Below are 15,595 nucleotides of genomic sequence, written 5' to 3'. Positions count from 1 at the left end.
GGAGGAATACATGGATAAAATAAAAGACTTGCAAGAAATCATTGATCAGAGTAAACGGATCGTCTTTTTCGGTGGGGCTGGCGTCTCAACGGAGTCCAATATTCCAGACTTTCGTAGCTCAGATGGGGTCTATAGTGTCACCTTGGGTCGGCATTTTACGGCTGAGCAACTGGTCTCTCATACCATGTTTGAGCGTTATCCAGAGGACTTTTTCGACTTTTACAAGAAGTACCTGCTCTATCCAGATGCCAGGCCCAATGCAGCCCATCGCTATCTGGCTTGGCTGGAAGAAACTGGTAAACTCAAAGCAGTCGTGACGCAAAATATTGATAGTCTCCATGAAATGGCAGGGTCTAAAAAAGTCTTGAAACTCCATGGTAGTGCCGACCGTAATTACTGTACCGGTTGCCAGCGCTTTTATGATTTAGAGTCCTTTCTAGCTTTGGAAGGGCCTGTTCCACACTGTCTCGATTGTGGTAAGGTGGTCAAGCCGGATGTAACCCTCTACGAGGAACCTCTAGATATGGAGGTCTTTAGCCAAGCAGCCCAAGCCATCCAAGAAGCTGATCTACTGATTATCGGTGGTACCTCCCTCGTTGTCTACCCAGCAGCCAGCTTGATCCAGTATTTCCAAGGGAAGAAGCTGGTCGTCATCAATAAGACCAGTATCCCACAGGACAAGCAAGCAGACCTGGTCATCGAAGGGAAGATTGGGGAAGTGTTTTCGAAATTAAGACAATAAAAGAACACCTGAGAGAAGTGGAAACCCACTTGTTTCAGGTGTTTTATTGTGCTTGTGTAGCTAGTTAGTTCTTATTTATCAAATTGGACTTCCTCAAGTAAGTATTCGATAAATTTTTCACCCATCTTAGAGAGGCTAGCTTTTTCGTGTTGGATGTAGACCAGCTCGATTGGATCATCGATATCTAGCGGGATGGAAACGATATTGTCTCCATTGAGGTTGCTATTAAGGATCCCAGTCGCAATGGTGTAGCCGTCTAGACCAATCAAGAGATTGAAGAGGGTGGCACGGTCACTGACAACGATGGACTTCTTGTGATCCTCTTGGGAGAGGATCTCTTCTGAGAAGTAGAAGGAGTTGTGGGTCCCTTGGTCGTAGCTGAGATAAGGGAAGTCTTCTAGATCTTCTAATTTCACCACCTCTTTGTTCGCTAGAGGGTTAGTCTTGCTGACGAAGATATGAGGTTGGGCAGTGAAGAGGTGGGTTGCCTTAAGGTGGCTGTCATCCAGCATTTTTGAAAGGACATCCCGGTTGTACCCATTAAGGAAGAGGACACCGATCTCACTACGGAAGTTCTTGACGTCATCGATGATTTCCCAGGTTCTAGTCTCCCGTAGAAAGAGCTCGTATTTCTCCATGTCGCTTTTCTTTAGGAGAGAGACGAAGGCTTCGACAACGAAGGCATAGTGCTGGGAGGATACGCTAAAGAGCTCCCGATTGGCTACTGGATTTTTATAGCGTTCTTCTAGGAGTTGGGTCTGCTCGACAACTTGACGGGCATAAGAAAGGAACTCCATTCCATCCTTGGTCAGAGTAATCCCTTTGGGATTACGGATGAAGATATCAATCCCCATTTCTTTTTCCAAGTCCCGCACAGCATTGGACAAACTTGGCTGGGTGATGAAGAGTTGCTTGGACGCTTCATTCATAGAGCCTGTTTCGACGATTTTGATAATGTAATGTAATTGTTGGATTCTCATGCTTATATTTTAACATACTTTTGACAGAAAATCCTAGCTAGTATCAGTCTCTAGGAGGATTTTTTCCTATAAAACAGGTTTAGAATTGAAGGATTGATTGTAGCTTGATAGAATGATGGAAAAGATGATCTCTGGAGGCCTTATGAAAAGAATTGCTCACTGGTACAAAAAATGGAACCAGGAACTGGAAACTAAATTTTTAGCCAGTTTAGTAAAGATAAACTTTATGACCAACTTCCTGATATTTCTTAGTTTGTCTGTCTTTCTAATTATCAGGAGCTTGCCAGGAAATATCCAATCTTTGGGTTTCTGGAATGCTATTTTTGGAGTCGGAATTTACAGTGTTACAATTCTTGTTCATGCCCTAGTGGTTAGTTATTTTGTTCCAAATATCTTTGTGATTCTGTATGTTATTTCTCGCTGGTCTACGATACAGGCCCAGACCCTGGAAAAGGAGCTAGTCGGTGTCTATGAAGAGAAAGAAGAAGAAAAAATTAAACGAAGGGTCAACAATCGCAAGTACTTTGTGATCCTTTGGATAGGAGTCTTTGGCAGCATCCTGGAATTCTTCGTCATCTATCTAGTAAAAGATTTGACGAGTTATGATTGGACCCAGCAGCTCATTAATGAGCAGAAGCATACCATGATTTGGTCGGAGGCGCTACCGACGATCCTTATTTTGGCACTGATTTCCTTCCTAGCTTTGGTCATCTATTCTTACCGAGATGCCAATTCCTTGTCCCCACTTTTGAATATCTTTTGTATCAGTGGGATATTGATGGGATTGGTGCTAGTAGTGGTATTTGACATCCAGGTGCAAGTCATCGGTTGTCACACGGTCTTCTTGTTGGTTTATTCTATTAGTCTTCTGCGGACCAGGATGAAGGAGTGGGAGGGCGAGTCTGATCCCAATAGGGCCTATGACAATCCAATTCTCCAGCGCTTTCACCTGATCCTCCACCAATCCAAACACTGGCCTTGGTTGGCAGTCGTCTTTGCCCTCCCCTTGTTAGCGCTATTGGTCATGATCCTCATGCTCTTTGGTCAACGTCCTGATAGCTTGGTCAAGGCCTGGACCAATACGGCAGACTGGACCTTTTCGGAAAAGATCCCTCCTCAGAATCTCATCATGGATGAGCACTATCTCTGTACGGTTGCGGCTGGTGGCCATGAAAAAGTTGTCAAGCCCCAACAGATGGGAGTCCGGCACGGTCATCCTGTTGTGGTGAATCGCCAGCTCTGTATTTCCAATGCCTTTGAGCAGGTTCTAGAAGAAAAGACGCCACGTTTCCATCGATTCCTGCGTCGCAATTATGACCGCTATGGCTATCCCTTTGCCAAACATATCAAGAAGAAATGGGCCATGGATGTCATTTACTATCTGATGAAGCCCCTGGAATGGGTCTTTTTGTTGGTTCTCTACTTGGTCGATCGCAAGCCAGAAAATCGCATCGCTTTACAGTATATCCCACCGGTACCAGAAGGGTTTTCTCCTGAGACAGATGGGAAATGAGCGGAGCCATCGGCTTCTACTTGACAAGCGACAAGGAGAGCGATATAATGAGACAAATTTAACCTTTAAGGGGTCCAGAGAGGCCTGCAAGGAAAGACAGAAAAAAGATCAGCGGACTGAGTCTAGCTGATCATTTGTAGGACCTTGCTTTTGCGAGGTCTTTTTTGCTGGAAGAAAGAAGAGGAAACCAATGGTCAGTGACAGCTGTAAAAAACGGTTTGGAAAAATCATGATGGAAGACATGGAGTTAATCGCTCAAGAAGAGATTGCGCCACGGATTTTTTCAATGGTCTTGAAGGGGGAAATGGTGGAGCAGATGTTGCCGGGGCAGTTTCTCCATATTCGTGTACCGGATGACTCTAAGCTCCTCCGTCGTCCCATTTCTATCTCTGAGATAGATCCAGACAGCCAGACCTGTCGCCTCATCTATCGGGTAGAAGGGGGAGGGACAGCCATCTTTTCTCAGCTGCCTGTCGGTAGGTTCCTCAGTGTCATGGGTCCTCAAGGAAATGGCTTTGACCTAAAAGGTCTTGGTCAAGGGGCGCGTGCTTTAATTATCGGCGGAGGGATCGGAGTGCCTCCTTTGGTCCAAGTGGCCAAACAGCTACATGAGCAGGGAGTAGAAGTCCATTCTGTCCTTGGATTTGCCAATAAAGAAGCTGTGATCCTGGAAGAAGAATTGAAGCAGTACGGCCAAGTCACCATTACAACAGACGATGGTTCATATGGTACCAAGGGTTATGTGTCAACAATCGTTGATCAGATGGACCAGGAGTTTGATGCTATCTATTCTTGTGGGGCACCTGGTATGCTCAAATATGTCAATACCAAATTCCATGACCATCCTCGCGCCTACATTTCTATGGAATCGCGTATGGCTTGTGGGATGGGTGCTTGCTATGCCTGTGTAGTGCATCTGGAAAATGAAAGCCAAGCAGCTAATAAGCGCGTGTGTGAAGACGGACCGGTCTTTGAAACTGGTACGATTGTGATGTAGGGAGGAAAGTATGACAAGTAATCGATTAGCTGTATCCTTACCAGGATTAGACTTGAAAAATCCCATTATTCCGGCTTCTGGCTGTTTTGGCTTTGGTCAGGAATATGCCAAATACTATGACTTAGACCTGCTTGGATCCATTATGATCAAGGCGACAACTGCTGAGGCTCGCTTCGGAAATCCGACACCACGCGTTGCTGAGACGCCAGCAGGCATGCTCAATGCCATTGGGCTCCAAAATCCAGGCGTAGACGTGGTCCTAGCAGAGAAACTTCCTTGGTTGGCCCAGCATTATCCGGAGCTACCGATTATCGCCAATGTAGCTGGCTTCTCCAATGAAGAGTATGCAACGGTATCTGGCAAGATCTCGCAAGCGCCAAATGTCAAGGCCATCGAGCTCAATATCTCTTGTCCAAACGTAGATCATGGCAACAATGGCCTCTTAATCGGACAGGTTCCAGAGTTGGCTTATGATGCAGTAAAAGCAGCGGTAGAAGCTTCCTCCGTCCCTGTCTATGTCAAATTAACACCTAGTGTGGCGGACATTACTCAAGTCGCCAAGGCTGCAGAAGATGCAGGAGCGAGTGGCTTGACCATGATCAACACGCTGGTCGGGATGCGCTTTGACCTCAAGACAGGCAAGCCCATCATTGCCAATGGCACCGGAGGTATGTCAGGACCAGCTATCTTCCCAGTAGCATTGAAACTCATCCGCCAAGTAGCCCAATCGACCAAACTGCCGATTATTGGCATGGGTGGCGTGGATTCAGCAGAAGCAGCTATTGAGATGATGATTGCTGGTGCCTCTGCAATCGGAGTCGGAACTGCTAACTTTACAGATCCATATGCTTGTCCGACCATTATCCAAGACTTACCAAAGGTCATGGATCAGTATGGAATAACTAGCTTGGAAGATTTGCGTCGGCATGTCCGAGAAAATCTATTATAAGGATCATCAAGAGAACAAAAAACGCCTGCTGGCTACAACTCCAACAGGCTACTGAGTAAGCTACAACTAAAACAACCCTTACTCAGCATACAAAAATTTTACAGGAAAATCGAATCTTCGTCAAGAATTTGACATGTTTGTGAATCTTACCTAGTCGAAGAATGAAAAAAACAGATTGAATCCGAACGTTTTATGATTATTTCTTGACTTTTCTTTCATATCGTACTACAATGTAGAAAAACCTTTAAAGTGGTCCAGAGAGGCTCCTAAGGTCTAGACGGTGAATCAGGGTAGATACTACCTAATTTTCGTGTAACCTTGCCTCGGGCAAGGTTTTTTTGTGGAAAAAATGTCAGCCATAAAAAGGAGAAACCCATGCGTGAAGAACGTCCCATCATCGCCCTTGACTTTCCAGCTTTTGAAGATGTCAAAAACTTTTTAGAACATTTCCCAGAAGATGAAAAACTTTTTGTAAAAATCGGAATGGAATTTTTCTATGCAGTCGGACCAGAAATTGTTCACTATCTGAAAGGTCGTGGCCATAGCATTTTCTTGGATCTAAAATTGCACGATATCCCAAATACGGTTAAGTCAGCCATGTCTGTCCTAGGTACCTTTGGAGTGGATATGGTGACAGTTCATGCAGCCGGTGGTGTAGAGATGATGCGCGAAGCCAAAAAGGCACTTGGACCAGGAGCTAAGTTGGTGGCGGTGACTCAGTTGACCTCTACCAGTGAAGAAGACATGCGAGATTGCCAAAACATCCAAACCACTGTCCAAGAATCAGTTGTTAATTATGCCCGTAAGGCTCAAGAAGCTGGCTTGGATGGTGTCGTCTGCTCAGCCCATGAAGTAGATTTGATCAAGAAAGCTACATCCGAAGAGTTTGTCTGCGTCACCCCAGGGATCCGTCCTGCAGGAGCAGAAATTGGTGACCAAAAACGGGTCATGACCCCACAAGAAGCCCATGCCATCGGTTCAGACTACATCGTGGTTGGACGTCCGATCATACAAGCAGAAAACCCATGGGATGCCTACCATGAAATTAAGAGACAATGGAATGCGTAAGAGCTACTAAAAGTGGAACTTTTGGTAGCTCTACGGGAAGTCCTATGGGACCTTCCCTAACGCATTCACTAGATCACAGAAGAGAAAAAATCGTTTCTCTTCTGTGATCGTCGGAATAATAATTGCAAGTAAAAGTAAAACTTTTGTAGCTCTACGGGAAGTCCGATAGGACCTTCCCTAAACTATTCACTAGATTATGAGAATAAAAAGTATCGTTTTATTCTCATAATCGTCGGAACACTAATTGCTACTAAAAGTTAAACTTTTGTAGTTCTACGGGAAGCCTGATAGAGCCTTCCCTAAACTATTTACTAACCTGTACAGTTATTTAAAAATAAATCATTGATTTAATTCGTATTCGATTAAAATCGTAAAAAAGGAGTTATCATGTCATTAGCTAAAGATATTGCCAGCCATCTTCTAAAAATTGAAGCTGTTTATTTGAAACCAGAAGAGCCTTTTACTTGGGCTTCTGGGATCAAGTCCCCTATTTATACGGATAATCGTGTGACCCTCGCTTATCCAGAAACTCGTACCTTGATTGAAAATGGCTTCGTGGACAAAATCAAGGAAGCTTTCCCAGAAGTAGAAGTGATTGCTGGAACGGCAACTGCGGGGATTCCTCATGGTGCCATTATTGCGGACAAGATGAATTTGCCATTTGCCTACATTCGTAGCAAACCAAAAGACCATGGTGCTGGAAACCAAATCGAAGGCCGTGTACCACAAGGTCAAAAGATGGTGGTGGTTGAAGATTTGATTTCTACTGGTGGGTCTGTCTTAGATGCTGTCGCAGCTGCGAAGCGTGAAGGAGCAGATGTCCTTGGTGTGGTGGCTATCTTCACCTACCAATTGGAGAAAGCAGATAAGAAATTTGCGGAAGCTGGCGTTCAACTTGAAACCTTGTCAAACTATACTGAATTGATTCATTTGGCTGAAGAACAGGGTTATATCACTAATGAAGGTTTGGAACTGTTACGCCGTTTCAAAGAAAACCAAGAAACCTGGCAAGACTAAAGAAATAATGGAGGAGGGCCAAAGCTTGGCTCTCCTTTTGTTTTTGTGATGAAAGGAAATTTCATGAAGCTTGAAAGACGGATTCGTCTAAGTTTAGAAGAAAAAAAGCAGTGTGAACAGCTTGTAAGAGCCTGTCACCAAATTGACCATACTTATCGCTTGCCCTATTTGGATAATCTCTATAATGCTGATTTAACGATGCCAGCCTTTATCCTTGCATCGGTGGAGGGACAACTGGTTGGATTTTTGTCCATCTATGCGGATGAACCCAAAGAAGCTGAGGTTCAGCTCTTTGTGACACCTTCTTTTCGTAGACAAGGGATTGCTCGTTCCTTATGGGAAGACTTTATGGACTTGGCCCAAGACTATCAGTTAGAAGACCGACTGTATGTATCAGAGGTTCGGTTTTTGGAGCAACATCCGGAATTATTCAGTCATTTTCATTTTGTGGAGGCAGAGGAGGAAGACCACGAACTGTGGTTGGAGGCAACTTGTCAGGTCACCGACCATGAGAAGAGAGAAGGGCTGATGGTGTTAGAAGTTCAGGAGTCCATGCTCCAAGAGATCGCGCATTTTCAATCCAAGGCTTTTGAGACAGATCTTGACTATGCCCTCAAGTATGCGACCGAGTCTCTCGAGGGGCAGGATACCCGTCTCTTTGTCTTGCGTGACCAAGAGCAAGTTCTTGCTTCTGTTACGGTGGATCTATCTCAGGGAACGACCTATTTCTTTGGATTAGCCGTTGACCCGGATCATCTCCGCAAAGGGTACGCACGCTATCTCTTACGAAGTGTGATGAATCAGATGGCTGCAGAAGTGGAGCAGCAATTTCAGATTGTCGTTGAAAAAAAGAATCAAGCAGCCCTGAGTCTATATCTAGGGCTTGGCTTCACCATCCAAACTGAAGTCCTCTATTTGATGGAGAGCCGATAGAATCCAGCGAAATCCCTATTTTTTGCTATAATGGAGCTATGTTAGTAAAAAGTAAAAACATCTTATTTGGGGTGCTCCATCTGGTTATGTTGCTCCTGATGGTGCACTGGTTTGTCATTAGTGTCGTCTACCTAAAAGATATTTCGGGATGGGGCCTTGTAGTTGGGGGACTTATCTTTCTCCTAGCTTATATTGGTCGCTCCTATCTCAAAAGGGCCTTTGCCTGGTTGATGAAATACAAGACTGGATTGATGGTTGGAGCGATTCTAGTTCAGATTGTTTTTATGCTGTCTGCGGAACTCTTAATCCGTCGGGATGCTGCGGTGGTCTATACGGGAGCTTTTGGCCTTCTAAAAGAGTCCTCTATCTCTAGCTACCTGAGCCGGAATCCCAATAATCTTCCCTTGTTCTTGTACGAACGCTTTTTCTACCAACTCTTTGGTGGAGCGGGCCTCTGGGTCATGCAAGTTCTCAATATGGTCTTTGTGAATGCAGGAGCTATCCTCTTGTATCGTTTAGGGCTGAAACATTATGACCAAAAAGTGGCAGACTGGGTGTATACCCTCTATGTGGTCTTAATCTGTTATTCCCCTTATTTTTACTCCATGTATACGGATATTCCGCCTCTTCCTCTCATCGCCTTGCAATTAGGGCTAGCCTTGGATCTCTTAAAAGAGAGCGACAGTGGTGCACAATGGAAGACATCCTTGTGGCTAGGCCTCTTATCAGGGCTTACTATGCTGATTCGTCCGACGACTATTATTGTCGTGATGGCCTTTTGGATGGTCCTCTTCTTTAAAGGGCAGTGGAAGGTCTTTGGAAAAGTCTTTGCTTTAACCCTTTTATCAACTGGTCTGGTCTTTGGAGCTCTGAATACAGCTGTCAAACACCAAACAGCTGTCCCTATTTTAAAAGGGGAAGGGCTGGCTAAAGGACCGCTCTTGTTTATTAACTTGGGCTTGACGGATATTGGGCACAACCAAGCAGATATGAAAGAAGGGCTCTTGAAATATGTCGACGAAGATAAGCGAGACGAGTACAATAATGGGATGTTCAAGAACGAATATATCATTAAAGAAATCAAACGGCGCTTGAAGGAATATGGTCCGATTGGACTCCTGGGACATCTTTATACCAAGCAATCCTTAACGGTTGCAGAAGGGACACTTGGTTGGCTCTATCGGGATGTTGAATACGAAAAGACTCCGGTCATTAACCCTCTTTACGAGCCTTATACCAAGGATTTACCAGTTGCCAAATGGATTCGTACCTACTTCTTAAGTACAGATCGTCCTCAGTATCGTTATTATGAGTTCGTTAAACAGTTGTTTTGGATTGTGATGGCAGCTGGCCTGGTCCTTGTCTATCTCAGGAAGAAGAACGATGACGATTTCCACTTCCTATCGCTTGCTGTCTTTGGTGGTCTTCTCTTTTTGACCATCTTTGAAGGTGGCAAGACTCGTTATCTGATCCAATTTCTACCACAAATTCTCTTGTTAGCCTCTATTGGTTTGGCTGCTGGTCCAAGGAAATCTCAAGAGAACGGTTAATTATTTTATACTGTAAGGAGAAGCGATGGAACATTCAAGATGGCACCAATTGCTTAAGGAGCAGCTTCCAGAGGGCTACTTTAAGCAAATCAATCAATTTTTAGATCAGGTCTATGCATCAGGGACCATCTACCCACCTCGTGAAAAGGTTTTTCAGGCCTTAAAGACAACGAATCTGGAAGAGGTTAAGGTCGTGATTCTGGGTCAGGATCCCTATCACGGTCCTGGTCAAGCACAGGGGCTCAGCTTTTCTGTACCGGATGATATCCTAGCACCTCCATCCTTGCAAAACATTTTAAAGGAGTTGGCGGAAGATGTGGGGCTTAAGCCTTCCCATGACTTGACGCCTTGGGCAGAGCAAGGGGTTCTCTTACTCAATGCCTGTCTGACAGTGCCTGCTGGCCAAGCCAATGGGCACGCTGGCCTGATTTGGGAAGAGTTTACAGATGCAGTTATTCGCCTAGTCAGTCAAGAGGAAGAGCATGTTGTCTTTATTCTGTGGGGTGCCTATGCTCGGAAGAAGAAGTCTTTGATTGATGCAAGCAAACACTTGATTATTGAGAGTGCCCATCCCAGTCCCTTATCGGCCTATCGCGGTTTCTTTGGCTCTCGTCCTTTTTCAAGGGCTAACGCTTATTTAACAGAGATGGGTCGCGAGCCGATTGATTGGCTGCGAAGTTAGGAAAATAGAAAGAAGAAATAATGCCACAATTAGCTACAATTTGCTATATCGATAATGGAGAAGCGTTTTTGATGCTTCATCGCAATAAAAAGCCCAATGATGTCCATGAAGGCAAATGGATCGGTGTTGGTGGAAAATTAGAACGCGGGGAAACTCCTCAAGAATGTGCTGCTAGAGAAATTCTTGAAGAAACGGGTCTAGTTGCTAAGCCAGTTCTAAAAGGAATTATCACCTTCCCTGAATTTACTCCCGATCTAGACTGGTACACCTATGTCTTCAAGGTGACTGAGTTTGAAGGGGAACTCATCGAGTGTAACGAAGGGACGCTGGAGTGGGTGCCTTATGATCAAGTCTTAAGTAAGCCAACTTGGGAGGGGGACCACACCTTTGTTGAGTGGCTCTTGGAGGATAAACCCTTCTTTTCAGCTATGTTCCGCTATGATGGGGATCGCTTGCTAGAGACCCATGTTGATTTCTATGAATAAAGGAGTAGAAGATGTTAGTCATTAAAAATGGTCGGGTAATGGATCCAAAAACTGGTTTGGACCAAGTATGTGATCTTTTGGTAGATCAGGGGAAAATTGTGGAAATAGGTCCATCTCTTTCTTATGAAGGAGCCCAAGTTATCGATGCGAGTGGCAAGGTGGTAGCGCCAGGTTTGGTGGACATTCACGTTCACTTCCGTGAACCAGGTCAGACCCACAAGGAAGATATTCACACTGGGGCTCTCGCAGCTGCTGCAGGTGGTTTTACGACAGTCGTCATGATGGCCAATACCACTCCAACAATCTCGGATGTCGTGACCTTAAAAGAAGTCTTGGATTCTGCTGCTAAGGAAGCCATCCATGTAAAGACCGTTGCGACGGTTACCAAGAACTTTGATGGCCAACATCTCACCGACTTTGAAGGCTTGTTACAAGCTGGCGCTGTCGGTTTCTCAGATGATGGGATCCCGTTGCAAAGTACCAAGGTAGTCCGTCAGGCTTTGGAAGAAGCCAAACGTCTGGGGACCTTCATTAGTCTCCACGAAGAAGATCCAGAGTTGAACGGCATTCTGGGACTCAATGAGCACATTGCTCGGGAGCACTTCAAGGTTTGCGGAGCGACTGGAGTGGCAGAATACTCGATGGCAGCGCGGGATGCTATGATTGCTCACGCAACAGGTGGCCACCTCCACATCCAACACCTCTCGAAAGCTGAGAGTGTCAAGGTGGTCGAGTTTGCCCAAGCGATCGGTGCTCCTGTTACAGCAGAAGTAGCTCCTCAGCATTTTTCTAAGACTGAAGATCTCTTGCTGTCTAAGGGAAGCAATGCCAAGATGAATCCGCCTCTTCGTCTGGAAGAAGACCGTCGTGCAGTCATCGAAGGCTTGAAGTCAGGAGTCATTACCGTAATCGCAACGGACCACGCGCCTCATCATGCGGATGAAAAGAACGTAGCCGATATCACCAAGGCTCCTTCCGGCATGACAGGATTAGAGACTTCTCTATCGCTTGGTTTGACCTATTTGGTCCATGCAGGAGAGCTCAGCTTGATGGAACTCTTAGAAAAAATGACCTATAATCCCGCTAAATTATATAATTTTGAAGCGGGCTATTTGGAAGTCGGTGGACCAGCAGATATTGTGATTTTTGATCCGGATGCTGACCGTTTAGTGTCTGATCATTTTGCTTCCAAGGCAGCCAATTCCCCGTTTGTCGGTGAATCCCTCAAGGGACAAGTGGCCTATACTATCTGCCAGGGCAAGATTGTCTACCAAGCCTAAACCTGACTTAAAAATAAGAAAGTCAAATTGAAAGCTGGACGAATGAGGAGTATATGAATAGTAGAAAAATACTAGAGATGATCTTGTATTGTTTGGTCACTTTTCTGGTCTGCTTTTTTCTGGTCAATTGGCTCCTTCCTTCGGCAGAACCAGTGATGACCAAACCGTCAACAAGTGCCAAAAAGAAGGTAGTCACCTATGTAGCGATTGGGGATTCCTTGACTAAAGGCGTAGGAGATAGCACCAATCAAGGAGGGTTTGTCCCTCTGCTCGCTCAGAGTTTGACCAATGAAACAGGTCTTGAATTCAAAGCGATCAACTATGGTGTCTCTGGCAATACGAGTAGTCAAATTTTGTCACGCATACGGGAGAAAAAGGAGATTGGAAAGGACCTGAAGCAGGCTCAGTTACTGACCATTACTGTCGGGGGCAATGACCTGCGAAAGGCCATTCTTGAGGATACCAGTAACTTAGATCTGGACCGCTTTGAAAAAGCATCGAAGACCTATGAGAAAAATCTCAAACAGATCATCGAATTGGCTCGCAAGGACAACCCGGATCTGCCCGTTTACGTGGTGGGGATCTATAATCCCTTGTATCTCAATTTCCCCGATCTAACGGAATTGCAGACCCTTGTCGATCAGTGGAACCAAAGAACGGAGGAGACCCTCTCTGCCTATCAAGGCGTCTACTTTGTTCCAATCAATGACCTCCTCTATAAGGGAATTGATGGCAAGAGTGGGGTGACAGAATCCGAATTAGGAAAAGAAACTGTGACCAATGATGCCTTGTATGATGAGGATAGTTTCCATCCCAATAATACAGGCTACGAGATCATGAAAGAAGCCGTACTGGAGAAAATACATGCAACTGAGAAAAAATGGTTCGAGTGAGAAGAAGGTTAAGCCAGCAACCACAGGACCTCATTTTAAGGAGAGACGAGAAAAAACGCCGATTAACATCTGGAAATGGCTCTTTCTAGGCTTGGTCAGTTTCTTGCTGGCAACAAGTTTAGTCGTATGGACTCGTTTCTCAACGGTACGAGAGGATGTCCGGCAACTACAGACTCCTAGCCAAGGAGGAGATGTCAAGATCGGCAGTATGACCACAACTAGGGCTCAACTAAATGAAACCATCAAGGTCATGCTTAAAAGTTATCATTTGAGTGATTATCAACTGTATGCAGACAACCAACAGATGTTACTAGAGGGGAGGATGGACTTTTTAGGGAAGGAGTACCCGCTCTATATCTATTTCCAGCCAAGTAAGCTAGAGGATGGGAGTATCCTCCTGACCCTCAAGGATTTTTCAGTTGGGACCTTGAAACTTCCTAAGAAGACCGTGATGCAGGTGCTGTCTACAAACAAGGATCTACCTGACTTTGTGAAAATTGATAGCAAAGAAGCGACGATTAAGATCGAGCTTGCTAAGATTAAAAATGAGATGGATTTCTATGTCAAGGCCAATACCATTGATCTATACAATGATCAAATCATCTTTGATCTCTACAGGAAAAAATAAGAAGATCAGGCGAAAGTAAGAAAGTGACTTTCGCCTTTATTTTGTTTCTATTCAAAAAATTCAGAATATTGTAGAAAATTCTTGACATTCAATTTTCCCTATGCTAAAATACTAAACAAGACATCAATCAAAGGAGAAAGTCAAACATGAAAACAGCTAAGTTTATTCAATTTGCTTTGTTGTTGAGGTACTCGGGCTAGTGCAAAAGCATTAGTCCTGTTTGGCTTACCAAGCGGGAGTAACAAAACATCTCGCTTAGGTAACTGGCGAGATGTTTTTATTTTATTCACTATGTTTAGAAAAGAGGAGACCCTATGCGTAAAGTTGAATTTTTAGATACCAGTCTTCGGGATGGTGAACAGACTCCAGGAGTCAATTTCTCCATTAAAGAAAAGATTGCCATTGCCAAGCAATTGGAAAAGTGGGGCATTTCTGCTATTGAGGCTGGTTTTCCTGCAGCCAGTCCAGATTCCTTCACAGCTGTGCAGGAGATTGCAAAAGTCTTGACCAAGACAGCCGTGACAGGTTTGGCTCGCTCCGTTAAATCCGATATCGATGCTTGCTATGAAGCCTTGAAAGACGCCAAGTATCCGCAAGTTCACGTCTTTATCGCAACGAGTCCCATTCATCGGGAATTTAAACTCAACAAGACCAAGGAAGAAATTCTTGAAGCGATCAAGGAACACGTTTCTTATGCGCGTTCTAAGTTTGAAGTTGTTGAATTTTCTCCAGAAGATGCAACACGGACTGAATTGGATTTCCTCTTGCAAGTCGTCCAGACGGCAGTCGATGCAGGGGCTAGCTACATCAATATTCCGGATACAGTCGGTTTCACGACACCAGCAGAGTACGGAGCTATTTTCAAATACTTGATCGACCATGTCAAGACAGACCGTGAGATTATCTATTCCCCTCATTGCCATGATGATCTGGGAATGGCAGTCGCTAATAGCCTCGCCGCTGTCAAGAATGGAGCTGGTCGGGTCGAAGGTACTATCAATGGGATTGGGGAACGGGCTGGAAATGCTGCCCTTGAAGAAGTAGCGGTCGCTCTTAATATTCGCGAAGACTATTTCCAAGTGGAGAGTCCGATTGTCCTTAATGAAACCATCAACACCTCTGAGTTGGTCTCTCGTTACTCTGGGATTCCAATTCCTAAAAACAAGGCAGTGGTTGGCGGCAATGCCTTCTCACACGAGTCTGGGATTCACCAGGATGGAGTCCTTAAAAATCCTCTTACCTATGAAATCATCACTCCTGAGTTGGTGGGTGTCAAGAGCAATAGCCTCCCTCTTGGAAAATTGTCTGGTCGCCATGCCTTTGTAGAAAAACTGCATGAGTTGGGACTGGAATTCACAGAAGAAGACATCCAGCCATTGTTTGCTAAGTTCAAATCTCTGGCAGACAAGAAACACGAGATCACTGATGCCGATATCCGCGCCCTTGTTGCCGGTACAACAGTGGAAAATCCAGAAGGCTTCCACTTTGATGATCTTCGTCTCACAACCAATGAAGATGAAAGCATCACTGCAGCAGTCAGTCTGAAAAATGAAAATGGTGAAATTCTTGAATACCTTGCCAAAGGTCAAGGTTCAGTGGAAGCAATCTTTAACGCTATTGATCAATTCTTCCACCAAGAAGTTCGTCTGACTTCCTACACCATTGATGCGGTGACAGATGGAATTGATGCCCAAGCGCGTGTACTGGTCACTGTTGAAAACGAAGCAACGGATACCATCTTTAATGCCTCTGGTTTAGACTTTGACGTATTGAAGGCGTCAGCGATTGCCTATATCAATGCCAATACCCTAGTGCAAAAAGAGAATGCTGGAGAGATCGGTCACATTGTATCCTATCGTGATCTACCAGATGCCTAAA

The 15,595-nt window shown here is 44.9% G+C and carries 15 protein-coding genes; 14 read left to right on the top strand and 1 reads right to left on the bottom strand.

The genetic code is table 11. From position 1 onward, the window contains the following. Positions 1-10: 10 nt before the first annotated feature. Positions 11-742 (top strand): NAD-dependent protein deacylase, encoded by a 732-nt coding sequence (locus HMPREF9421_RS07670; protein WP_006596449.1) that lies wholly within the window; start codon positions 11-13, stop codon positions 740-742. A 71-nt stretch (positions 743-813) separates the two neighbouring features. Here the strand turns inward: HMPREF9421_RS07670 and HMPREF9421_RS07665 are convergent, their stop codons facing one another. Continuing rightward, entirely contained in the window at positions 814-1,722 is a 909-nt protein-coding gene (locus HMPREF9421_RS07665) for a LysR family transcriptional regulator (RefSeq protein ID WP_006596448.1), read from the bottom strand. Between the two features lie 142 nt (positions 1,723-1,864). Between HMPREF9421_RS07665 and HMPREF9421_RS07660 the strand changes: the two genes are divergently transcribed. From HMPREF9421_RS07660 to HMPREF9421_RS07600, 13 genes are all read left to right on the top strand, one after another. Beyond that, positions 1,865-3,235 (top strand): DUF6688 domain-containing protein, encoded by a 1,371-nt coding sequence (locus HMPREF9421_RS07660; protein ID WP_006597260.1) that lies wholly within the window; start codon positions 1,865-1,867, stop codon positions 3,233-3,235. 190 nt (positions 3,236-3,425) lie between these two features. Continuing rightward, a complete protein-coding gene (locus HMPREF9421_RS07655) occupies positions 3,426-4,232 on the top strand; it encodes a dihydroorotate dehydrogenase electron transfer subunit (protein WP_006596446.1) in 807 nt (268 codons plus the stop codon). Between the two features lie 10 nt (positions 4,233-4,242). Further along, positions 4,243-5,181: a dihydroorotate dehydrogenase gene (locus tag HMPREF9421_RS07650; RefSeq protein ID WP_006596445.1), complete on the top strand. Its 939-nt coding sequence runs from the start codon at positions 4,243-4,245 to the stop codon at positions 5,179-5,181. A 375-nt stretch (positions 5,182-5,556) separates the two neighbouring features. Next, on the top strand, positions 5,557-6,249 hold the full coding sequence (pyrF, locus tag HMPREF9421_RS07645) for an orotidine-5'-phosphate decarboxylase (protein ID WP_006596444.1): 693 nt from the start codon (positions 5,557-5,559) through the stop codon (positions 6,247-6,249). 387 nt (positions 6,250-6,636) lie between these two features. After that, positions 6,637-7,266: an orotate phosphoribosyltransferase gene (pyrE, locus tag HMPREF9421_RS07640; RefSeq protein ID WP_006596443.1), complete on the top strand. Its 630-nt coding sequence runs from the start codon at positions 6,637-6,639 to the stop codon at positions 7,264-7,266. Between the two features lie 63 nt (positions 7,267-7,329). Next, positions 7,330-8,199, top strand: a complete 870-nt coding sequence (locus HMPREF9421_RS07635) for a GNAT family N-acetyltransferase (protein WP_006597235.1) — start codon at positions 7,330-7,332, stop codon at positions 8,197-8,199. A gap of 38 nt (positions 8,200-8,237) precedes the next feature. Further along, positions 8,238-9,749, top strand: a complete 1,512-nt coding sequence (locus tag HMPREF9421_RS07630) for a glycosyltransferase family 39 protein (protein ID WP_006596441.1) — start codon at positions 8,238-8,240, stop codon at positions 9,747-9,749. 25 nt (positions 9,750-9,774) lie between these two features. After that, the gene (locus HMPREF9421_RS07625) at positions 9,775-10,431 is read left to right on the top strand and encodes a uracil-DNA glycosylase (RefSeq protein WP_006596440.1); all 657 of its coding nucleotides are present in this window, start codon (positions 9,775-9,777) and stop codon (positions 10,429-10,431) included. Positions 10,432-10,451: 20 nt separating this feature from the next. Next, entirely contained in the window at positions 10,452-10,916 is a 465-nt protein-coding gene (locus tag HMPREF9421_RS07620) for an NUDIX hydrolase (protein WP_006596439.1), read from the top strand. Between the two features lie 11 nt (positions 10,917-10,927). Beyond that, complete coding sequence (locus tag HMPREF9421_RS07615) at positions 10,928-12,196, top strand: dihydroorotase (protein ID WP_006596438.1); 1,269 nt, start codon at positions 10,928-10,930, stop codon at positions 12,194-12,196. Between the two features lie 53 nt (positions 12,197-12,249). After that, positions 12,250-13,089: an SGNH/GDSL hydrolase family protein gene (locus HMPREF9421_RS07610; protein WP_006596437.1), complete on the top strand. Its 840-nt coding sequence runs from the start codon at positions 12,250-12,252 to the stop codon at positions 13,087-13,089. Further along, positions 13,061-13,717, top strand: coding sequence for a YpmS family protein (locus HMPREF9421_RS07605; protein ID WP_006596436.1), 657 nt, complete (start codon positions 13,061-13,063; stop codon positions 13,715-13,717). The genes HMPREF9421_RS07610 and HMPREF9421_RS07605 overlap by 29 nt, the downstream gene beginning before the upstream one ends. A gap of 314 nt (positions 13,718-14,031) precedes the next feature. Then, positions 14,032-15,594, top strand: a complete 1,563-nt coding sequence (locus tag HMPREF9421_RS07600) for a 2-isopropylmalate synthase (protein WP_006596435.1) — start codon at positions 14,032-14,034, stop codon at positions 15,592-15,594. Position 15,595 lies beyond the last annotated feature (1 nt).

The organism is Streptococcus australis ATCC 700641 (assembly GCF_000186465.1).
Lineage (GTDB): Bacteria > Bacillota > Bacilli > Lactobacillales > Streptococcaceae > Streptococcus > Streptococcus australis.
Note: the sequence above shows the minus strand (reverse complement) of the source record. Positions and strands in the feature narration are given on the sequence as shown.